This is a genomic window from Marinobacter sp. CH_CUG1437-1 (assembly GCF_037029655.1).
Taxonomy (GTDB): Bacteria; Pseudomonadota; Gammaproteobacteria; order Pseudomonadales; family Oleiphilaceae; genus Marinobacter; species Marinobacter salsuginis.
Window position 1 is genome coordinate 826,819 of the sequence record NZ_JAYMEW010000001.1, and the last position, 20,414, is coordinate 847,232.

The following is a 20,414-nucleotide window of genomic DNA, read 5'->3' on the forward strand; positions in this document are numbered from 1 at the left end:
CCCGGTGGTACTCTGAAAAAAATGATGCAAGTATTTCAGCGGAAGTATGGCATAAATCAGGTGAAGTGCAGATCGGATTGAGTGATGTATGTCTGACGAGAAAGCGGCTGACGTTTTACGCAAGCTTGATGTCCTGAAAACGCGCTTCAGGGAAAAGGCGTCAGGGGATATTAATCTGATCGAATTGATGGCAATGGATGCCGCAGCTGGACGGGGCGGGCAGGAAGAGGTCAGGCGTGCCTACCAGGTTCTGCACCGACTTGCCGGCTCGGCCGGCACGTTTGGTTTTCGGGCGCTTGGAGAGGAAGCCCGGGCGTTGGAGCTCGTCCTCAAACCCTACCTGGAGAGTGAGACGGGTGCTCCCGGGGACCTGTCCGAGATTCACGAAATGCTTCTGAACGAGAACTTCATTGGCAGGGTTCGCGGCCTGGAGAGTCTGCTCGCCGTCGAAGAAAGCGAAGGGGAAGCCACTGAAACTCCCAAGGACAGCAACACCGACAGTGCCGGCCAGCCTGAGGTCTTGATAATCGAACCCGAACAAACATCCGGTGAATACCTGGCGAATCTGCTGGTACCCCATGGTTTTTCCGTCCAATGCGCGACCCCAAGAGAACTTTTTTCCAAGGATCTGTCCCGGATTTCCGTTGTGCTCATCCGTGATGATGTGTTGATTGCGCAGGAACAGATTCCATGGCCTTCACAAGACCGCCCCCCCATCATTTGCATTGGTTCCAGTGATGCGTTTGATGAACGATATCGGATTGCGGCGCTGGGCGTGGATGGGTTTGTCAGCGAGCCTGTCGATGTACCGGTGCTGGCGGATTATATGGAACGGCTCATCAATGAAAAAATGGAGTTCGGTTCCGGCCGGGTGATGGTAATTGATGATGACCCGGAGTTGTTGGAACGTTACAGCCTGATTCTGGAAGGGGGTGGTTTCGAGGTTCGACGGGTCAGCTCTCCCGCAACTGTCCTGAGCGCCCTGTCAGAGTTTCGGCCGGACATCATTCTGATGGATGTCCAGATGGGAAACTTTAACGGTACTACCCTGGCACGAATGCTCCGGTTTGATCCCGAGTGGGTGGGTCTGCACATCATTTTCCTGTCCTCCGAGGAGGATAGTGAATTCCAGTTTGATGCCCTGTCCCAGGGTGGCGATGATTTTCTCACCAAGCCCGTGTCTGACAGGATCCTGTTGCAGGCGGCCAGAGTCCGATGCTATCGGGCCAGGCAACTGGACAAGCTGGCTTCGCGGGACAGCCTGACCGGGTTACTGAAACATTCGCTGGCCAAGTCGGAAGTCGGGAAAGAGCATGGCCGTTGCCAGAGACTCGACTATCCCTCCGTGGTGGCCATGCTTGATCTTGACCATTTCAAACAGGTGAATGACCGGCATGGACACAGAGTTGGTGATCTTGTGATCAAGGGCCTTGCAAACCTCCTTCGGCATCGCCTGAGAAAAACCGATGTGATCGGTCGCTACGGTGGCGAGGAGTTTATTGTCGCACTGCCGAACTGCACGCTTGAAAACGCGCGTAGATCGATGGAAGCGGTCTGCGAGCAGATGTCGAAGATCGAGTTTAGCGGTTCCGATGGAACGTTTTCCGTGACATTGAGTGTCGGTATGGCGCCTCTTGAGGACTATGAAAAGCCTGAAGACGCGATAGAGGCCGCTGATAGAGCGCTCTATGCTCGCAAAGCCGCCGGCAGGAACGGTGTTACCTCGATAAATGATCTGGATTGGGCCCAGAAGGAGTCTGAACCCGGATGAACGTAATTATCGTCGAAGATGACGACTTGATGGCGGATCTTCTGGAGACCGTGGTTGCGGGTCTTCATCCTGCATTGAGAGTATTCAAGGCGTTCACGGTCAGCGAAGCTCTGGATTTGTGGCGTAGCAGGGCACCAGGATTGTTCGTGATCGACTGGTCATTGCCAGATGGTACCGGTCTGGATGTTCTCAGGAAAATCCGCGCAGCTGACAAAAACATGCCAGTCGTAATGGTAACGGGCCGGGCAGATCGCGATTCCATTCTCAAAGCAGCCCATTACGGAATCAGCGGTTACATCAGCAAGCCGTTCAGTGTGGAAATGCTGCATGAGCGTCTTTCCGGCATGCTCAAGGCGGTTTTGCCCGAGGATACAAGCGTCGAAACACTGGCTGAGATGCTATCGCGGAAACTGGAATCCGGTTTGCAGATACCTACCCGTATGGATGTTTCCGGCATTCTTGGTTTGATGGAGCGGGCTCAGGACCTCTCTGGCGGCCAACTGGCCGAACGTTGGCAAAAAGAAGCGTCGTTGTGTGCCAGACTGCTGGAGGTGGCAAACCGGTCCTCGTTCCGGCGAACTGGAGAGCCCGTTGCGACTGTCCGTGATGCCATTTCGGTAATGGGAGTGCCCATGGCTTTGAGTCAGGCCCTGGCTTTGGCTCTGGATACGGGGTCCTCCTTCCGTTCTCCTGCTCTGGCGCAAAGCGCCAGACATCACCAGGCTCAGGCCGAAGCTGTAGGGTCGGAAGCCCAGAAGCTCGCCCTCGTATTGGGCAAAAAGGCGCTCGAATTTCAGACCGCTGGATTGCTGAGCCGAATGGGCGAGTTGGCCGTGCTGAATGTGATGGATCAGTTTGTTCAGCAAGGCGGTGAGCTGACTGAAGGGGATATTGAAAACGGGCTTCGCGAATGGGCAAAGCAGTATGGCAACACGCTGAAGGTACAGTGGCGGCTGCCGCTGGCCATCCGGCAGATGTCCGGTGCGGTACATTATCTCGCACGGGAGGATGTCAGGCAGAACCTGCTCATTATGCGGGTGGCTGGTCTGATTGCTGGAGGTCAGGCAGAAAACCCGGAGTGTTCCAGGCTTCTCAGGCATCTCGGGCTGGAGGACTGGCTGGAGTCCAGGAAAAAAACATCGGATACGGGGAGTGGGTAGATGTCAGAGTCTGGAATGCCTTTAGAAAAAATCATGTTGGTCGAGGATGAAGAAGACATTCGGGCAGTGGCCGAGTTGGCGTTGGAAGCGGTCGGCGGGTTCACCCTGAAAGCCTGTCATTCGGGTGCCAACGCTCTTGAGAATCTTGATGGTTTCAGACCGCAGCTAATCCTTCTGGATGTAATGATGCCAACCATGGATGGGCCAAGTACACTGCGGGCTATCCGCGAAAAACCCGAGTTCGCCCAGACCCCCGCTGTTTTTATGACGGCCAAGGTGCAGCCAGATGAGGTCAAGGGCTATCTGGCCCTGGGAGCCGTGGACGTTATTCCGAAGCCCTTCGACCCGATGACACTCTCGGACCAGATTCGGGAAATCTGGGAAAAGCTCGATTGAACCATTGGCCAGGCCCTGAAATTTTGACGGCTGGTGGTTTTGCGGCGCTTGATTCGGTTAACCTGTAGCGGTCTTTTTCGGTATTTGAGGCCCCTTGATGTCGTCTTCCCCTTCCCGGGATGAGCTGAAAGCAAAGCTCAATCTGGAAACCTCCCGTATTCACTGGCACGAACTGCAGACCTACTTTGCACGAGGGCAGGTGGTTCGCGTGTCCCCGGATCTCGATCTGCTGGACGTGGCCGCGGAACTGGCTGCGGACAATAAACAACGGTTTGCCCAATGGATGGAGAAGGGGCAAGTTGGTGACGTAGCGCCCGAAACGGCCCAGGCCTGGTACGACCTGAATGCAGAGCTTTGGGCGGTTGTCGTCGCGCCCTGGGTGCTGGTACAGGACCGTTCTGGTCATGTGCTTCACTAAGCGCAGGGTTCTATGAAACTGCATTATTTTCACGGCCGGGGCCCACTGAAAGATCTCGTAATGCTTCGCGAGGATCAGCGTATCGAGCTCCACATCCGGCCAGTTGGCGATGGTCTTTGGGGTCTGGTGGCGCTCTCCGGCCCTGACCAGGGTCGCCCCGGTGGCCAATTCCTGCGTGGTCCCTGGCGGACCGTTGCCAGTGCCGAATCGGTATTGCGTAGTATCGCCGGGACTATGATGGGAAAGGGTTACGATCCGAAGCCAGGCGACTACGCGGTTTGGTCCGTGACTGCTCAGCGCCTTGCCCGCACCATTGGAACCTCAGGGGCTGAACAGGCCAGCTCCGAGGCCGACCCCGACCAGTTCAAACCCCTGATCTGACAACCTCCTTTATCTTTGAGGACACCATGCTGACCGGAGCCCTGCTCATTCTTGCGCCCCTGTTCCTGGGTTTTGCCATCGCCCTGGAGGATCGCAGGGCCATGACCATCATTCACTACACCGTGGAAGGCCTGGTTTATTTCATATTGCTGCTGCTTGGCCTGGGGCTTGGCCAGATGGAGGGGCTCGCGGCGCAACTGGGCGGTATGGCTGCCCAGGTCATGGCGCTGGTACTGGTGCTTTTCGTCGCTAACATGATGGGGCTGTGGCTGTTCCACCGCTGGCAGCCAATGTCGGTTGAGCGTGTTGAAGGCAGTGTCAGCCCGGGTTACCGCAGACTGTTCCTCGCCGGCCTGAAACCCTTGGTAGCGGTTATTGCCGGGCTGCTCGCCGGATACTACCTGCTGCCTGACATGCCGATGGCTGAAAAGCTGGCTACCTGGGCCCTGATGTTCCTCCTGTTCCTGATTGGCCTCCAGTTGCGCAATGCCGGTCTGTCGTTGCGCAAGCTGCTGATGAACCGCCAGGGCCTGGGTATCGCGCTGGCTCTGACGGTCAGTTCCCTGGCTGCGGGTGCCGTTCTGATTCCGTGGCTGGGGCTGCCCTGGCACGACGCCCTGGCGGTCGCCTCCGGATTTGGATGGTACTCGCTGTCCGGCATTGTGATTGGCGAAGCCCTCGGGCCCGCCTGGGGCGGCGTAGCCTTCCTCAATGATGTGCTCAGGGAGATTGTTGCGCTGGCCATTATTCCATTGTTGATTGCCAGCCGGCCGGCCATGGCCATCGGTTACGGAGGAGCGACCGCCATGGACTTCACGCTGCCGGTGATCCGCAGCAGTGGCGGGTTGCCCTGCGTGCCGGTAGCCATCGCCTCCGGCTTTCTGCTTTCTTTTCTCTCCCCTGTGCTGATGGGGGTATTCCTGTCTTTGGGATAAATTGACACGGTGCAATGCATATTGCGGTTTTACGGGTAGCATGTGACACAGTAAACTAGTGTTTATTGACAATTGTTAATGTCCTAGCCTGGTCCGGATCCCGATGCAACGCCGTGAATTTATTGCTTTATCGATTGCAGCCGGACTGTCCGCGGCGGGATTGCCGGGTTGCAGCGATTCTGGACCGCTGAGATTCGGTATTCACCCCTGGGTTGGCTATGAACCGCTTTACCTCGCCGATGATTTCAACTGGCTGCCTGATACGGTTGCGCTGGTGCAGGGTACCTCGGCAAAAGACTCTATGGATGGACTCCTTTCGGGGACGCTTGATGGAGCTGCTCTGACTCTGGATGAGACCATACGGCTCTGCTCCAGGGGATTGGATCTGGTTGCGGTTGCTGTTGCAGACGTGTCCGCGGGCGCCGATGTATTGATGGTCAAGCCTTCAATTACTGAACTGGGTGCCCTTGAGGGCCATCGAATTGCGGTGGAGCTGGACGGTGTCTCGGGCATCATGCTGTTTAAAATCCTTGAATTAGCGGGGCTTGGCCCGAAAGACGTGACAAAAGTGGATTTGCCAGTAAGCCAGCATGCTCAGGCCTGGTCCCGGGGTGAAGTGGACGCTTCCGTTTGCTACGAGCCAACAGCGTCACTCATAGAGAACGCTGGGGGCGTCAGGCTGTTCGATAGCAGCCAGATTCCGGAAACCATCTTCGATTTGCTGGTGGTGACCCGAAAAGCAGCAGACAGCAATTCCAGGGCAGTGCGCGATTTGGTCTCAGGGCATTTCACAGGCCTGCAGCATCTGGTGCGCAGCATGCACGACTCGGTATACCGTATTGCGACCCGTCAGGGGATTAGCCCAGATGAGGTCCGGGCAGCGCTGGCCAGTGTCATGCTACCGGATCTGGCGGCAAACCAACGCTACCTCAGGGTGGCTGGCGCTATCGAAAACATGGCCGAGTCCCTGTCTCTCCTTATGTTGGCAGAAGGGATGATTGACCAGAAACCGGGAATCCAGCGTTTATCTGACCCTTCGTTCCTGCCAGCGAGGATTCTTTGAGTATTCTCCGGTTAACTACCCTTTTATTCGTGCTGACGGTCGCGGAGCTGACCGCGATTGCACCAGCCCATGCCGATGAAACATTGACCCTGGGCGTTTTCGCCTATCGGCCAGATAGCGTTCTGCAGGAACGCTACCAGCCTCTGACCGACTACCTTTCCCGGGAAACTGGCATTCAGGTAGAGCTGGAGATTCTCAATCAGGAGAATATGAGCCGGGCGATCGCCGCCAACCGGCTGGATTTTTTCCTTACGAATCCCAGCCATTTTCTGCTCATCCGCAGCGAACGCAGCTTGACCGGGGTTCTTGCTACCCTGGTCAGGCGCTCGGGCGAGTCTTCCACAACGAGTCTTGGTGGCGTGATCTTTGCCAAGGCCGAGCGCAACGATATCCAGGATCTTGCCGATATCCGCAACAAGACGATCGCCTCGCCGGGTGTTCATTTTCTCGGTGGCTATCAGACCCAGGTTCTGGAACTTCTGGACGCTGGCATTGATATCCGAAGAGTGAACCTGATTCGCTTTCTCGGCACTCACGACCGGGTCGTCCGTTCGGTTCTGACAGGTGATGCAGACGTGGGTTTTATCCGCACCAGCATTCTGGAGCAAATGGCGCAGGCCGACCCCGACCTGTTTACCCGGGTAAAGGTTCTGAATCGTCAGCGGCTTTCAGGGTTCCCGTACATGGTCTCAACCCGGCTTTATCCAGAGTGGCCCCTGGTGGCCCTACCCCATGTGAACGAAAGGTCTGTGCGCAAGATTGCTTCGGCGCTTTTTGCCATCGAACCGGAAGATGGGGTTGCGCTGGCCGTTGGCATTGCCGGCTTTTCACCGCCCGCGGATTACCAGTCCGTTGAATACCTGGCGCGGACGCTGCGTGTCCCGCCCTATGATCAGGTGCCCCAGCTGACCTGGGTTGATGCGTTACAGCAGTATCGGCTCTGGGTGTTTACGATCCTGGTTCTGGTCATTCTGCTTGTCACTTCGTCCTTGTGGCTGGCCCGCAGTAAACGTCAGCTTGCCTCCGAACAGCGTCGCCTGCGTCAACTCATCCGAGGTTGGCCCCAGCCAGCTCTGATCATTCGAGACGGGCGGTTTATTGACACCAACCCGGCTTCCGTCGATCTGCTTCGCTACGCCTCCAGAGAGTCGCTCATTGGTAAGGATCTATCGGTTTTTTCACCCGAATACCAGCCAGACGGACTCATTTCCTGGCAGAAACTCGCGCACATGATGGCCCGTGTCGAGGGTGGTCAGGTGGAGCAATGTGAGTGGGTATTGAATCGCTCTGACGGAACAGAAGTCTGGGTGGAGCTAACCATGGCTCCAGTCGATGCAGATGACGGAAGGGACGACTTTATTCTTTGTTCGCTCTATGACATCAACCGCCGGAAGCGAGCAGAGCAGCGTCAAAGACTGGCAGCAAGCGTGTTTGAATGCGCCCGCGAAGCCATTTTCATTACCGATAATCACGGAATGGTCATCGACGTAAATGACGCCTATCTTGCGATCACCGGCCGGACACGCAAAAAGGCGATCGGTCGCCTACCCCCCCTGCCAGTGGATGAGGGCAGTGGTATTTTTTCCAGTGCACGATCTCAGGGTTTCTGGTCTGGTGAGTTCGCCAGCCGCAGAAACGATGGCGAGGGAATAACGTTATCGGTGACCCTCAGCAGTGTGCTTGGTGATCATGGCGAAGTCTCCCATTTTGTGGGCATCTTCAGTGACATCAGCCGACTTAAGGAGCAGGAGCGAAGACTCCGTATCATGGCGCACTACGATGCCCTGACGGGCATGCCAAACCGGGTCTTGTTTGCTGATCGCTTGCAACAGGCCATGGCCCTGACCAAAAGACAGAATGGTAAGTTGGCCGTAGTTTACATAGATCTCGATGAGTTCAAGCCGGTAAACGACGCTTTTGGCCATGAAGCTGGTGACCAACTGCTGGTTGAGGTGGCCACACGTATGCGCGCCGAACTCCGTGAAGAAGATTCTCTGGCGCGAATCGGGGGCGACGAATTCGCGGCGATTATCATGAACGTGCAGGATGAAGCAGCTCTGGAGAGCCTGTTGGCGCGGCTACTACAGCAGGTGGCTACTCCGGTTTGGGTGGCCGATCACAACGTCGAGGTCTCCGCCAGCATTGGCTACACCCTGTTCCCTCAAGCCGAGGATCTGGATGGGGACCAGCTTCTACGACAGGCGGACCATGCGATGTATCAGGCCAAACGCCGTGGCAGAAACCGCTATGTGCGGTTCACTGAGCCTTCGGCCTGAACTAAACCGTTTAGCAGATCGGTTGACGGGTGCCAATCCAGGGATTTGTGCCACTGATCACAGAGCCTGCGAACCGAACTCAGGTCATCAAGACTCCGCTCGCCAACGATGGCAGGTAGTTCCCGTCTGACGATCATGGCCAGCATTCGCGATTTCAGAATATGGTAGATCTTCTCGGTTTCCCCGAAAACTTCCGGCAACCTTACTTCTGACGCAACCAAGTGGCGCAATAGATTGGTATAGGCCTCCATCTCACCTTTCAGTGGTGCCGTTTGCAGGAGTTTCCCTGACTGTCGGAGCCGCAGGAGCGCAGGAGCCAGCTCTGTCGCTTCCGTAAGGTATCGGCAGGTTCGAATGGAGAGGGTCAGGGTATCGACTGTGGCAGGCAACATCTTCTCGGCACGAAGGCGTGAGATGTACTCCGTTATCGCGCTGTTGAGACTCTGCGCGGCTTCCATGGTGGCCCTGATCTTTTCCGGAGTCAGGTCCTCCCGGTCAAGGCAGACTCTCAGCAGCCCCCGAGTCAGGCCAATTAGTCGCTTCATTTCCTGATCAACGGCGCCCACTGCGAGTTCCGGCGTGTTGATCAGGGTGTCATCCAGAAATCGGGGTTCTGCGTTGTCCTCCTCCTTGCTTCGGAACATTCGCCCGAGGATACGTGCGAATGGCTTCAACAGCGGCAGCATGATCGCTGCGCCAAGCAGGTTGAACAGTGTATGGAATATGGCGAGCGACAGGGCGGCATTGGTGTCCAGGTCCAGCCAGTCGGTTAACGAGGCAATGAGCCAGAGCATCAGAGGCAGTATCAGAATGGCGATCGCGCCCGTGACAAGATTGAACATGACATGACCAAGAGCGAGGCGTCTGGCACTCGCGGTGGCCTTGAGTACGGCAATGGCGGCGGTGGAGGTGGTGCCCAGGTTGGCGCCGACGACTGCTGCTGCGGCATCTTCAAGGGAGAGTAGACTGCTGGCGGCGGCGCTGAGGATGATGGCCAGGGCCGCGCTGGATGATTGAGTCAGCATCGTCGCCAGAAACCCGAATAGAACGAAAAGGGGTAATGCGATGGCCTGGCCGAGAAACTCGGAACTATTAAGGCCGACGGTCAATTGCCCAAGGGAATCCTTGAGAACCGAGAGCCCGAGGAAAAACAGAGCAAACCCGGCAAGGGCTTCCCCAAGTGACTGGTTCCGCTGGCTCCGGGCCAGCAGCTTCAGGGCCACACCGGCTGCCAGCAGGGGCATGGCGAACGCCTCGATCTTGAATCCGAAGCCGACAAAACTGACCAGCCAGCCGGTCATGGTGGTGCCTACATTGGCACCAAAAACCACCCCCAGTGAATGACTGAGGCTAAGTAGCCCCGCGTTCACAAAGCCGATGGTGGCGACGGTGACCGCGCTTGAAGACTGGACGATGCCGGTGATCAATACACCGGCACCAAACCCCCGTAGAGGGCTGCGGGTCCAATGTCCGAGCATATGGCGCAATTGATGCCCCGCAGCGCTTTTCAGGCCATTGGTCATCATCTCCATGGCGAGCAGGAACAGGGCCAGGCCGCCGAGAATCTGAAAGACAGTTGCAGTCATGTCGGAACTTGTTGCTCGAAGTTGGGTTGCTTTCAGATTAGCAGAGCCCGGGTTGGGCGAGGCGAATACTCAGGCGAGGAATTTCCGGACATCGATCTTGTAGGTTTCCGGGTCCACGGCACGAAGAATCCGGTCCTGGGTTCCCGGCTTCGCAAGATCGATGGTGTCCACGGTGATCGGCATGCGGAATTTGGTGTGGTACATAACGCGCACAGTTGGCAGTCTCTGATCGCTCTCGTTGGCTTCGACCACCACGCCCAGGCGACCGCTTTCCAAAAGCACCATCGAACCAACCGGATAGAGGCCCAGGCAACGGATAAACTGTTTGACCAGAACCGGATCCAGATGACTGCCACTCCATTCCAGAAGCTTCTTCAGGCCCTGCGTTGGCGTCATGCCCTTGTGATAGACTCGATCAGCGGTGATGGCGTCGTAAACATCGCTGATCGCGACCATACGACCATACTCCGAGATCTCGTCGCCCTTCAGGCCCTCGGGGTAGCCTGTGCCATCGAGGCGCTCATGATGCTGAGCTGCCGTGATGACGGTGAGCTCACCTATGCCCTCGGTGGTAGCCAGAATGTCTCGTGAATGGCGAGCGTGAAGCTTCATCACTTCAAACTCTTCCGGCGTCAGACGGCCGGGTTTGTGGAGTATCTCGTCGGGAGTGAGGATTTTGCCCAGATCGTGCAGCAGCGCGCCCACGATCGTCTGGTGCAGCACATCCGCAGACAGCCCCCGATAATTCCCGAACAGGGACATCAACACACTGAGATTGACCGAGTGTTCCAGTAGGTAGTTGTCTTTCTCCCGGATTCGTCCCAGGCAGCTGAGAGCATTGGCATTCCGAAGCACGGAATGCTGGAGCTCATCCGCCAGCTCGTGGATGGGCGCAATATCAATGGCGCCACCCACTTTGGCGTGGTTCATAAAGTCGCCAACCAGGTTCTGGGCCTGGCTGTGAATCTGCTGGGCGATGACGATTTCTTCGGCAAGCGGAACATGGGGCCGCAGCCCCGGGGTCAATTCACCCGCCTTTTGAAGGGCTGACTCGTTCCGGCGATCCACTTCGGCGGCCGTTTCCGAGTCCTGGGTATCGAGTCCCTTAGAGGCGTCGATATAGACGAACTCCACCCCCATACGGCGGATTTTCTCAATGGTTTCCTCTTTTTTGATAACACCGCGCTTGCGCTGGGTGTTATGAGGAATCCAGTCGTTGTTCAGGTCGGTTATGTACATGCCGACCTTGAGTGCGGAGATGGGGACGCGCTTTATCATTCGCCGGGGAAGAACGTTCTCAGACTGTTCTGGTAGGTCTTACCAATCACCTCGTCCAAAGGCAGCGCTTTCACCTCTGCGATTTTCTCGGCGACGAAGGGCAGGTAAAACGGTGCATTTTCCTTGCCGCGATAGGGTACCGGGGTGAGGAACGGTGAATCGGTTTCCAACAGGATCTGGTCGATCGGTGCCATGCGCACGATGTCCCTGACGTTCTCCGCCTTGTTGAACGTGGTGATGCCGTTGAAGCCCAGGCACCAGCCCTGATCCAGGGCATACCGGGCAAGCCCGGGGCCGGACGTGAAGCTATGGATGACACCGCGGCGCTTCAGGGTGGCCTCAAACTCGCCAAGGATCTCGATGGTATCTTCGTCCGCTTCCCGGCTGTGGATAACGACAGGCCGGTCCGTGTCACAGGCAATCTGCAACTGACGCCGGAACACCTCGCGCTGTACGTCCCGATCGGCGTTGTCGTAGAAGTAGTCCAGCCCAATCTCGCCCACGGCAACGATCTTTTCGTCCCGGGCATGGGCGCGGATTTCCGCTTCCACGTCGTCGGAATAACTTTCGGCATCGTGCGGGTGGATTCCCTGGGTACCGTAAACCCAGGGTGCCACCTGGCTGAGTTCGCGCACCCTTGCAAGGTTGTCCGGGGACACCGCAATGGTGATCACCTTCTCGATATTGACCCCCTGTGCCTGTTCCAGTGTCTCCTCAAGCGGGCGGTCCTTGAGGTAATCCAGGTGACAGTGGGTCTCGATGATCGGGTGATCGAATACGGGAATCTCGCGACGTTTCTTACTCATTGCCGGGTACTACACTCCATCGCAACCTGCGTCCAGGCTGCTATTCTGTGAATTCAGTCTCACAAGTTTACCAGCTTGTTCGATTGTTGACCTGTATTACGTCCATAGGGAGTTGCACGGAGCACTTTGATGAAGCTGTCGGCGTTTGCCAGCTCTTTTCTTTTCGACCCCCGACAACCCAGATTCCGGGACTACCCGACATTGCTGGACAGCGATGAAACGGAGCTGCCCGGCCTTGAGGCCAGCCTGGAACAGATTGGTGAATACCAGCGCCGACTCTGGGCAAATCAGGCAAGGGCGGTGCTGCTGGTCACACACGGACCGGATACCAGCGGTAAGGACAGCCTGATCCGCACACTGGCAACCTTTGCAGATCCCGCCGGATTTCACGCCTGGTCATTCAGCCGGCCCAGGGGTGCCGAAACCCGCCATGACTTTCTATGGCGGGTCACGCCCTTCTTGCCCGGCTTTGGCGAGATGGTGGCCTTCAATCGCAGCCATCACGAAGCTGTGATCGCCGAGCGGGTATGGCCGGTCCATGAGCCCGTCAGCTACAACTGGCAGAACCGTTACCGCTCCATCCGGAACTTCGAGACCCATCTGGTGGAAGAGGGCACCACAATCATCAAGATCTGGCTCAACCTGTCTGAAGACGAGCATCGACAGCGCCTGTTGAAGCGCCTCGACAAACCGCGCAAGCGCTGGAAATTCGACAAGTCGGATATCGACGGGTGGGAGAAACGTCGCCAGTACGAAGCCTTCGCCGAAGAGGCCCTGGCCGAGACCCATACGGAGCAGTCCCCCTGGTTCATTGTGCCGGGTGACCGGAAACCCCAGGCCCGTGCCATTGTTGCGGCGATACTGGCAGAGCAACTGCAAAGGCTGGCGCCGGATTATCCGAAAGAAGATGAGACTGTCCTGAAAGAATACCGACGCCTGTTGGCAAAAAATGGCGTGAAATAAACACAGCGGAGGAATGCATGCACATTGTTGTAGTCGGTGGCGGCGTGGTGGGAATGACCACGGCCTACGAACTGAATCGCCGGGGCCACCAGGTGACTGTGCTGGAGCGTCACGCAATTGCCGGCAACGAAACCAGCAAGGCCAACGCGGCCCAGCGCTCCTACGGCGTGGTCTACCCCTGGGCGGATCCCTCAATTGTGTTCAAGGCCATCCCCTGGATCCTCAAGCAGGACGGCCCCTTGAAGCTTCGCTTCCCGCCGTCGGTGGAAACCCTGAAATTCATGTTCGCCACCCTCCGTTACGCCTGGTCGCCGGGCCTGTTCGGCCTGAATCGTCGCGCCATGTTGCGCCTGGGCATCCACAGCCGGGAACGGTTTCTCGCGCTGGAAAAGGAGTTGGATCTTGCCTTTGATGGCGACCATCAGGGCCTGCTGCACCTGGCCAGCACCCCGGAGGCGCTGGAAGGCTACCGGACAACCCATGAACTTCTGAAGGAGCTCGGCATTCCTTCCCGTCTGCTCACCCCCGAACAGGTGCGCGAGGCCGAACCCGGCATGGTCGGCAACGGCCCGCTATACGGGGCCCTCAGCTACGACAGCGATGGCACCGGTGACTGTCACAAGTTCTCCCGGGAGCTAGCGAAAGCCTGCGAGGAAAAGGGGGTTGTCGTTCGTTACAACGTGGAAGCGGAAAAACTCATTGCCGATGAGCAGAAGGTCAGTGCAATTTCACTCAGAACCGGCGAAGGGGTGATGGAAACCCTGGAGGCGGATGCCTTCGTAATCAGCGCCGGGTGCTGGTCCAATCATCTGGTGCAGCCGTTGGGCCTGGAACTGCCAATCTATCCGGTAAAAGGTTACAGCCTCACCGTCCCGATGAAAGACCCTGAACGCGGCCCGTCATCGACCATACACGACGACAACTACAAGGTCGTCTCTACCCGTCTGGGCAACCGTTTACGGGCCACCGGCTTCGTTGAACTGGCCGATTTTAATCGGGAGATTCCCGAAGCCCGACTGGCAACTATCAAGAAGTCGGTCGAATCCCGGTTCCCCGGCTGTGCCGACCTCGATGCCGCTGAAACCTGGACAGGTTTTCGCCCCATGACCCCCGACGGCCCGGCGATTATTGGCCGCGGTCCCAGAGAAAATCTCTATTTGAATACCGGCCACGGCACCTTCGGCTGGACCCTGTCAGCCGGCAGTGCCGATGTCATCGCCCAGGTAATCGAAGGGGAGGAACCCACCATTTGTCTGGATGCCTTCCGCCCAGGAAGATTCCAGGAGTAGTTTTAACAAACCGATGCGCGCAAAAGGCCCGAGAACAGGACGGATAGTCCCTCCCGGGATCGTCGAAAACATGGATGTTTTCGTCGAGCGTACATGGACGTATTTACAGCGTATCCCGGGAGGGCCTATCCGTCCTGTTTTTCCTCGGGGTCCGAGCGCGGCTGAGACCTGCACTCCACAACGCGCTCGATGTTCGAGCAAAGCGTATGAACAAACCCGATATCCCGATCAGACAGCAATGGCAGCCGCTCGAAAACCCACTGGGACAGCTTCCCTTCAGGCGGCGTATCGAGTTCTGGTAGCAGGGTTTCGAGCCGGTTGCGGAGGGCGCCAAGCCGATGTTCATCGGCAGGCTCAGGTTCGTCATCCATAGATTCTGAAAGCCCGGACATTTCCCAGGCATAGAGCATCACCGACTGGGCCAGATTCAGGGAGGGGTAGGCGACCTTCATGGGAATGCCGGTGAGCAGATCGCAGAGTGCCAGCTCTTCATTGGACAGCCCGCGATCTTCCCGGCCAAACACCAGTGCTGCGGTTGCCACGGACGCCCCCTTCGTAGCCAGAACCTTCCGCAGATCAGAGGGGCCGTGCCAATCCTGGCGTTGATGCCGGGTCTTCGCGGAGGTGCCCATTAGCAGGTCTACGGAGTTTCTTACCGCCGCCAGATCGGGGAAAATGCGCGCATTGTCCAGGATGTGGTCGCTGCCGTGAGCCAGCCAGTGGGCTTCGGAGCGGGTGTGCAGGTCCGAGTTGACCAGCCAGAGCTCGCCGAAGCCCATGGTGCACAGGGCACGGGCGGCCGCACCGACATTTTCGGGAACCTTGGGCTCAACAAGTACAAAGGCCAGTTTCATGACGTTACCTCCGGCGGCGAGTTTACACCACGGCGCGGAATCTTTTTATCAGCGATGGCAGCAGCTGAACGACTGGCTGGTGCAGCACCAGGCGTTCTGGCAGCCGGCGCCGTTCATGACACCGCAGCCGGCCTGGACAAAAGCTTATCCCGAACTGGCAGCGATGCTGGCAGAGCTTAGCGATGCAGAATGCCAGTACCTGGATGACAGGCCCGTTGAATTGGCGGCTCGGGCAGCACGGTGGCTGCCGTCCCTGGAAGGGTATGCGGACATCGTGCAAGTGCCGGCGCTTTTGCCCTCGGACGATGAGGCATCAAAGGCGACCCTGCCGGAAATCCGGGCCACCGATATGCCCGGCCGAAAGCGTCTGCAGTCGGGTGCCTTTGCCGCCGCACTGGCACCGCTGGACCACCCCGCCCTGGACTGGTGCTGCGGCAAGGGCCATCTTGCGCGGACGCTGGCGCCGTTGTGCCCCGGTGAGATCCAGGGTTTCGAGTGGAATCCGGAGCTGGTTCATGATGGAAACCGTCTGGCCGAGCACTTCGGGGATCGGGTGTCGATCGGCTGCCAGGACGTGATGGCCCCGGGACTGAAGCTTCCAGACGATTACCATGGCGTTGCACTCCATGCCTGCGGCGATCTGCACCGGCAGCTGCTCACACGAGGCAGCGAGGCTGGATTGCCCCGGCTGAGCATTTCACCCTGCTGCTACCACCTGACCGGCCAGGACACTTATCGCCCCCTTTCCCGGCGGGCGTCGGGCTATCAGGGGGTGCTGCAACCGGGCCGAAATGATCTGCGGCTGGCGGTCCAGGAAACGGTGACGGCGCCTGCCCGGGTTCGGGAACAGACTCGTTTGATCAGCCAGTGGCGCCTGGGGTTCGATGGCCTGCAACGGTTCTTGCGGGGGCAGGACGAATACCTTCCTGTACCTTCCCATCCGGCGCGACTGCTGAGGGAAGGCTTTCCAGCTTTTTGTCGATGGGCCGCAGCGAAAAAGCACCTTGAGTTACCCGACAGGGTCGAGTTTGATCACTGGTTGGCGCTTGGCGAGCGTCGGCTGGCAGAGGTTCGCCGTCATGAGCTGGTCCGGCACCTGTTCCGGCGCCCACTGGAACTCTGGATGGTGCTCGACTATGCGCTCTTCCTGGAAGAGCAGGGCTACCAGGTACGTCTTGGTCACTTCTGCGATCGGGCTCTGACGCCCCGTAATCTGCTGATCGATGCGGTCAGGGTTTCCGGTACTCCACCCGTTCAACACAGCCATCCCTGAAATACACGTAGGTCAGCTCATAAAACGCCCCGTAATAGCGGGTCTGTAAACCCGGACTGAGAAGCGGCGTGAGTTCCCCACTTGTTTCCAGACGCAAAAAAGGCGCCCGGAGGCGCCTTTTCAATTCACTCAGCTAACGCCCGTAACTTAACGGCGAACCTGAATGCGAGCTTCGACCCGGCGGTTCTCCGCGCGGCCAGCGGCTGTCTCGTTAGAGGCAATCGGCTGTTCCTCGCCGTAACCTACGGCTTCCACCCGCGCCGGATCAACGCCCAGAGGACCTGTCAGACGGCCGGCAACTGCTTCGGCACGGCGCTGGGACAGGAACTGATTGTAGTCGGCGGCACCGGCGCTGTCGGTGTGACCGGCAATCTCCACGATGGTTTCCGGGTTTTCCTGCATGAAATCAGCCACGCGACGGATTTCCTCATCGTAGGCGTTGCCGATCACGGAGCTGTTGGTCGGGAACTTCACTTCGATGGTGAAGGTCTGGATGGTCTCGGTGACACCCTCACAGCCGGTGTCATCCACTTCTGCGCCGGCGGTGGTGTTCGGGCACAGATCCTGGCTGTTGACCACGCCATCGTTATCGCTGTCCAGCTCACAGCCACGGCTGTTTACTTCCGCACCGCGCGGTGTGTCAGGGCACTGGTCGCGGCTATCGACAACGCCGTCGCGATCCGAATCCGGCTCGCAGCCATTGCTGTCAACGGTTGCGCCAGCCAGTGTGCCGGGGCACTGGTCCCGGGAATCCGGTACGCCATCGCCGTCAGCGTCTGCTGGCTGCGCGGGCTGGGGAGAAGCCTGGGCCACTGTGCGAGTGAAGGCGAAACTGATGCCCAGGGAGACCTGCGTGTCGAAGGTGCTCTCATCAATGCCATGGAATTCACGGAGATCGCCGCGCAGCGATACGGAATCACTGATGTTATAGCGGAAGCCGGTGCCGACGTTCACTCGCGTCTCATCGTGGTTGCTGCCGGCGGTACGGACACCGCTGTTGTCAGAACCGAAGTCTGCATGGCCGGCACCCAGGGAAACATACGGGTTCCAGGCTTCGTCCGGGCCTGCAAAGTAGTAGGTGCCATCGACCCTGACTTCGTCGAACTCGGACTCACCGGGCACGTACTTGCGATCGGCATCCGCGCGCGAGTACAGCGCCTCAACGGACCAATGGGGACGGAAACGGTATTCCACGCCAACCCCGAACGTGCCGGTCTCGCTCAGGTCGCGCTTGTCGTCAAACAGCTGGAAACCCGCAAACGGGTTGATATAAATGGTTTCCTGACGGTCGGCGATGGCCGGAGTTGCAAGGGTGGCGGCTAGAACAGCCGCGGAAATAGGACGCATGACGTTCATGCAGAACCTCCTGTTCATTGTCGTTGTGGTACCGCACTTCCTCATGAAAAGTGCTTGCATACCCGGAATTTAGGCTAGTAGGCCAAAAAAGACAAAAAAATGATACGGATTGTTACCTCCGCAATTGTACCCAGTTGACCTTTACGAGCCGGAAGTCGTTTCAGGCCAGAGCAGTAAAGTACAGATGCGCGCTCTTTTTGCTGAAATTGAGGATCTCGCCGTTATCGAAGTGCACTTCGAAGGAGCTCTCATCCTCGGTAACCACCGAGCCCGGACCAAAAATGGCGTGGCTAAGACGTTTCTGATGCCAGAGTGGTTCCATCGAATTGGCAGACGTTGCCGCATTACCCTCGATGGCGACATTTTCCCGGTTGGCATAGCGTTGGCTAACCGGCGTGATAGGGGCGGTCAGCCGGATGGTTGAGGATTGGGCTGGACTGCGTTCATCCAACCAGCGTCCGAACTCCTCGGCCAGTTCGAAGCAGAATTCTTCCACAAAACGGCTCGGGCCCTGATCGCCGTCCAGATGCGGTTGCTTGCTGGCAGGGCGGGTAATCAGATGGAGCTGCTGGCGGGTCCTGGTCATGGCCACATAGAGCAGCCGCCGCTCACTCTCCAGAAAGCCCCGCGCATCGTCCTGGGGTTTGGGGCTGTAAGGCAGGTATTTCTCCTGTAGGCCCGGAATGATCACGGTTGGCCACTCCAGCCCCTTGGTGCGATGAATCGTTGAGAGCAAAACGCCCCCCTGACGCTTTTCGCCCGCCTGTTGCTTCAGGGCTTTCAGATGCTCCAGGGCCCCTTCGGCGGTGACATCCAGGCTTTTCAGGTATTGCCGGAATCCCTGCACGGTATCAATCCGCTCTTCAGCGCTTTCATGGGTCAGGGCCAGGCTCCGGATGCCTTCATAGAGGTCTGTATGCTCGGCGTAGACACTGATCAGTCCTGCAACCGGCCCCCCATAACTGCGAAGCTGGGCAAGCACCTCGCCAAGCTTTCGCAGCTTACGCGCCGCCATCGGTGCCAGAGCGTCAAAATCCATAGCCAGCAACCGCTCGTGCCAGCCGCCGGAAAACCCGGCCAGGAACCGTGCCAGTTGCTCCAGTTCGGGCTCTTTCAAACCAACGTGGGGAAAACGCAACAACTGCCGTGCCAGCTCAAGCCTGTCCTCGTCCGGCAGGTTTTCCAGCTTGCCGGTCACCACCATCAGCAGCGCGGTGATCGCCTGCACTTCCCGACTGAACAGCGCGCCCTTGCCGGCATCGATCCGGTAGGGAATCTGCCGGGCCAGCAGCTTCAGCTCAATAGGGACACTCTGACTCCAGACCCGGAACAGAATCGCCGTTCCTGCCAGAGCCGGTTCCGACTGACCCTGCAGAATCTGCAAAACGGTATCGGCATCGCTCTCCGCCCGATGGAGGGTGATCTTCGTGCCCGGAGTGGAAGGGTGGGAGTGGCAAAGCACATCCTTGCGCCCCGTGTTGTGGCAGATCAGATGGTTTGCCAGCAGTGCCACCCGGTGGCCATACCGGAAGGTGTAGCTGAGAGTCTGCTCCAAAGGGCTTTCGAACTCATCGCTGAACCGTTTGAGGATAAACTCCGGCTTCGCGCCCCGGAACTCGTAGATCGTCTGATCCGGGTCACCAACAACCGTCACCCGGGCCCGGTCCCCGGCCACGTAGCGCAACAGCAAATGCTGGATCTCATTGGTGTCCTGGTACTCATCCACCAGAATCAGATCCATCTTGTTGCCAACCAGCCGCTGCAACGGAGGATTCTGGTGAATGGCCATCACCGGCTCATACAGCATGTCGGCATAACTGATCCGACCCTGGCTCTTGCGCCACTGTTCAAAACTGTGGAACAGATCAACCAGGTATTTGTGCTTGTCCGAGTACCCCAGTTCCTCAAACACAATCTCTGCTGGCGACAGCGTGGTCTTTACCAGGTCAATAAACCCCGTCGCCGTCTCGACAAAATCCTTCTTGTTGCGCCGGATCTCATCCGCCAGATCCTCCGGCGCCAGCCGACGCGTCAACTGCCAGGCCTGAAAACTGATCTCCTGCTCGGTCAGGATCTTCTCCGAAAACCCCGGCAAATAGCCCTCCCGAACAAACCGTTTGTACAGCCGAAGGCCCATGGCGTGATAGGTCCGAATCTCCGGCAGCGCCAGCCCGCTCTGTGCGCAAACCTCTTGCAGCTTGCGCTCGAAATCCACCCGGGCACTGCGGTTGAACATCAGCACCAGCATCCGATCCGGATCATGCCCCTGTTCCAGCAGATACCGAATCCGCCACGCCAGCGTCGACGTCTTGCCACTGCCGGCCACGGCGGTAATCACCGTATGTTCATAGCCAGCGGTAATAATCGCCCGCTGTTCATCGGTAAGGTAATCCGGCAGGTTGGTGGTATCAGAAATTTGGGGTTCGGTCGGCATGGCCGGTATTGTAACGGCCCGCTGGTAGAGCGGATACCGCTCCCGCATAATTGACCCAGTTTGAGACTCGGGGACGCCAACTCACAGGTGTGACAGTCAGTTGGTGAGCGGCCTTCCAAAACTGTGCGGAGCCAAGGATGGCGGAGCCCAAGCGCCACATGGATGTGCCGCAAGG

Annotated in this window: 17 protein-coding genes; 11 read left to right on the forward strand and 6 right to left on the reverse strand. The window is 58.1% G+C overall.

What is annotated here, in order from left to right; translation table 11 throughout:
• The first annotated feature begins 88 nt into the window (after positions 1–88).
• The 8 genes from WA411_RS03750 (at position 89) to WA411_RS03785 (ending at position 8,400) form a co-directional block, all read left to right on the forward strand.
• A complete protein-coding gene (locus WA411_RS03750) occupies positions 89–1,771 on the forward strand; it encodes a diguanylate cyclase (protein ID WP_291904574.1) in 1,683 nt (560 codons plus the stop codon).
• Positions 1,768–2,931, forward strand: coding sequence for a response regulator (locus tag WA411_RS03755; RefSeq protein ID WP_291904572.1), 1,164 nt, complete (start codon positions 1,768–1,770; stop codon positions 2,929–2,931). The genes WA411_RS03750 and WA411_RS03755 overlap by 4 nt, the downstream gene beginning before the upstream one ends.
• A gap of 15 nt (positions 2,932–2,946) precedes the next feature.
• Positions 2,947–3,327 carry a response regulator gene (locus tag WA411_RS03760; RefSeq protein ID WP_264766279.1) on the forward strand — a complete coding sequence of 127 codons (381 nt, stop codon included), beginning with the start codon at positions 2,947–2,949 and terminating at the stop codon, positions 3,325–3,327.
• A 97-nt stretch (positions 3,328–3,424) separates the two neighbouring features.
• On the forward strand, positions 3,425–3,745 hold the full coding sequence (locus tag WA411_RS03765) for a DUF2288 domain-containing protein (RefSeq protein ID WP_291904570.1): 321 nt from the start codon (positions 3,425–3,427) through the stop codon (positions 3,743–3,745).
• Positions 3,746–3,757: 12 nt separating this feature from the next.
• The gene (locus WA411_RS03770; RefSeq protein ID WP_209399602.1) at positions 3,758–4,126 is read left to right on the forward strand and encodes a PA4575 family protein; all 369 of its coding nucleotides are present in this window, start codon (positions 3,758–3,760) and stop codon (positions 4,124–4,126) included.
• Positions 4,127–4,152: 26 nt separating this feature from the next.
• Positions 4,153–5,061 (forward strand): lysine exporter LysO family protein, encoded by a 909-nt coding sequence (locus WA411_RS03775; protein ID WP_291904569.1) that lies wholly within the window; start codon positions 4,153–4,155, stop codon positions 5,059–5,061.
• A 103-nt stretch (positions 5,062–5,164) separates the two neighbouring features.
• Positions 5,165–6,124: an ABC transporter substrate-binding protein gene (locus WA411_RS03780; protein WP_291904567.1), complete on the forward strand. Its 960-nt coding sequence runs from the start codon at positions 5,165–5,167 to the stop codon at positions 6,122–6,124.
• Entirely contained in the window at positions 6,121–8,400 is a 2,280-nt protein-coding gene (locus WA411_RS03785; RefSeq protein WP_291904565.1) for a diguanylate cyclase domain-containing protein, read from the forward strand. The genes WA411_RS03780 and WA411_RS03785 overlap by 4 nt, the downstream gene beginning before the upstream one ends.
• On the opposite strand, the gene WA411_RS03790 is transcribed toward WA411_RS03785, so the two are convergent.
• The 3 genes from WA411_RS03790 to WA411_RS03800 form a co-directional block, all read right to left on the reverse strand.
• Positions 8,370–9,986: a Na/Pi cotransporter family protein gene (locus WA411_RS03790; protein ID WP_291904564.1), complete on the reverse strand. Its 1,617-nt coding sequence runs from the start codon at positions 9,984–9,986 to the stop codon at positions 8,370–8,372. The genes WA411_RS03785 and WA411_RS03790 overlap by 31 nt on opposite strands.
• A gap of 69 nt (positions 9,987–10,055) precedes the next feature.
• On the reverse strand, positions 10,056–11,264 hold the full coding sequence (locus WA411_RS03795; RefSeq protein ID WP_291904563.1) for an HD-GYP domain-containing protein: 1,209 nt from the start codon (positions 11,262–11,264) through the stop codon (positions 10,056–10,058).
• On the reverse strand, positions 11,261–12,070 hold the full coding sequence (locus tag WA411_RS03800; protein ID WP_291904562.1) for a TatD family hydrolase: 810 nt from the start codon (positions 12,068–12,070) through the stop codon (positions 11,261–11,263). Before WA411_RS03800 ends, WA411_RS03795 begins: the two co-directional genes overlap by 4 nt.
• A gap of 129 nt (positions 12,071–12,199) precedes the next feature.
• On the opposite strand from WA411_RS03800, the gene WA411_RS03805 reads away from it, so the two are divergent.
• Both WA411_RS03805 and WA411_RS03810 read left to right on the forward strand, forming a co-directional pair.
• Positions 12,200–13,033: a polyphosphate kinase gene (locus WA411_RS03805; RefSeq protein ID WP_291904561.1), complete on the forward strand. Its 834-nt coding sequence runs from the start codon at positions 12,200–12,202 to the stop codon at positions 13,031–13,033.
• A 17-nt stretch (positions 13,034–13,050) separates the two neighbouring features.
• A complete protein-coding gene (locus tag WA411_RS03810) occupies positions 13,051–14,322 on the forward strand; it encodes a D-amino acid dehydrogenase (protein WP_291904559.1) in 1,272 nt (423 codons plus the stop codon).
• A gap of 125 nt (positions 14,323–14,447) precedes the next feature.
• On the opposite strand, the gene WA411_RS03815 is transcribed toward WA411_RS03810, so the two are convergent.
• Entirely contained in the window at positions 14,448–15,176 is a 729-nt protein-coding gene (locus tag WA411_RS03815; RefSeq protein WP_136631170.1) for a tRNA/rRNA methyltransferase, read from the reverse strand.
• On the opposite strand from WA411_RS03815, the gene WA411_RS03820 reads away from it, so the two are divergent.
• Positions 15,175–16,449 carry a methyltransferase gene (locus tag WA411_RS03820; RefSeq protein WP_291904556.1) on the forward strand — a complete coding sequence of 425 codons (1,275 nt, stop codon included), beginning with the start codon at positions 15,175–15,177 and terminating at the stop codon, positions 16,447–16,449. The genes WA411_RS03815 and WA411_RS03820 overlap by 2 nt on opposite strands.
• A 147-nt stretch (positions 16,450–16,596) precedes the next feature.
• On the opposite strand, the gene WA411_RS03825 is transcribed toward WA411_RS03820, so the two are convergent.
• Positions 16,597–17,805: an OmpA family protein gene (locus WA411_RS03825; RefSeq protein WP_291904554.1), complete on the reverse strand. Its 1,209-nt coding sequence runs from the start codon at positions 17,803–17,805 to the stop codon at positions 16,597–16,599.
• 160 nt (positions 17,806–17,965) lie between these two features.
• Complete coding sequence (locus WA411_RS03830) at positions 17,966–20,287, reverse strand: ATP-dependent helicase (protein WP_291904553.1); 2,322 nt, start codon at positions 20,285–20,287, stop codon at positions 17,966–17,968.
• Between the last annotated feature and the right edge of the window lie 127 nt (positions 20,288–20,414).

What these genes read in the sequence shown, in the direction of transcription:
- WA411_RS03750 (WP_291904574.1), top strand. Translation starts at nt 89, where the DNA reads ATGTCTGACGAGAAAGCGGCTGACGTTTTACGCAAGCTTGATGTCCTG.
- WA411_RS03755 (WP_291904572.1), top strand. Translation starts at nt 1,768, where the DNA reads ATGAACGTAATTATCGTCGAAGATGACGACTTGATGGCGGATCTTCTG.
- WA411_RS03760 (WP_264766279.1), top strand. Translation starts at nt 2,947, where the DNA reads ATGCCTTTAGAAAAAATCATGTTGGTCGAGGATGAAGAAGACATTCGG.
- WA411_RS03765 (WP_291904570.1), top strand. Translation starts at nt 3,425, where the DNA reads ATGTCGTCTTCCCCTTCCCGGGATGAGCTGAAAGCAAAGCTCAATCTG.
- WA411_RS03770 (WP_209399602.1), top strand. Translation starts at nt 3,758, where the DNA reads ATGAAACTGCATTATTTTCACGGCCGGGGCCCACTGAAAGATCTCGTA.
- WA411_RS03775 (WP_291904569.1), top strand. Translation starts at nt 4,153, where the DNA reads ATGCTGACCGGAGCCCTGCTCATTCTTGCGCCCCTGTTCCTGGGTTTT.
- WA411_RS03780 (WP_291904567.1), top strand. Translation starts at nt 5,165, where the DNA reads ATGCAACGCCGTGAATTTATTGCTTTATCGATTGCAGCCGGACTGTCC.
- WA411_RS03790 (WP_291904564.1), bottom strand. Translation starts at nt 9,986, where the DNA reads ATGACTGCAACTGTCTTTCAGATTCTCGGCGGCCTGGCCCTGTTCCTG.
- WA411_RS03795 (WP_291904563.1), bottom strand. Translation starts at nt 11,264, where the DNA reads ATGATAAAGCGCGTCCCCATCTCCGCACTCAAGGTCGGCATGTACATA.
- WA411_RS03800 (WP_291904562.1), bottom strand. Translation starts at nt 12,070, where the DNA reads ATGAGTAAGAAACGTCGCGAGATTCCCGTATTCGATCACCCGATCATC.
- WA411_RS03805 (WP_291904561.1), top strand. Translation starts at nt 12,200, where the DNA reads ATGAAGCTGTCGGCGTTTGCCAGCTCTTTTCTTTTCGACCCCCGACAA.
- WA411_RS03810 (WP_291904559.1), top strand. Translation starts at nt 13,051, where the DNA reads ATGCACATTGTTGTAGTCGGTGGCGGCGTGGTGGGAATGACCACGGCC.
- WA411_RS03820 (WP_291904556.1), top strand. Translation starts at nt 15,175, where the DNA reads ATGACGTTACCTCCGGCGGCGAGTTTACACCACGGCGCGGAATCTTTT.
- WA411_RS03815 (WP_136631170.1), bottom strand. Translation starts at nt 15,176, where the DNA reads ATGAAACTGGCCTTTGTACTTGTTGAGCCCAAGGTTCCCGAAAATGTC.
- WA411_RS03825 (WP_291904554.1), bottom strand. Translation starts at nt 17,805, where the DNA reads ATGAACGTCATGCGTCCTATTTCCGCGGCTGTTCTAGCCGCCACCCTT.
- WA411_RS03830 (WP_291904553.1), bottom strand. Translation starts at nt 20,287, where the DNA reads ATGCGGGAGCGGTATCCGCTCTACCAGCGGGCCGTTACAATACCGGCC.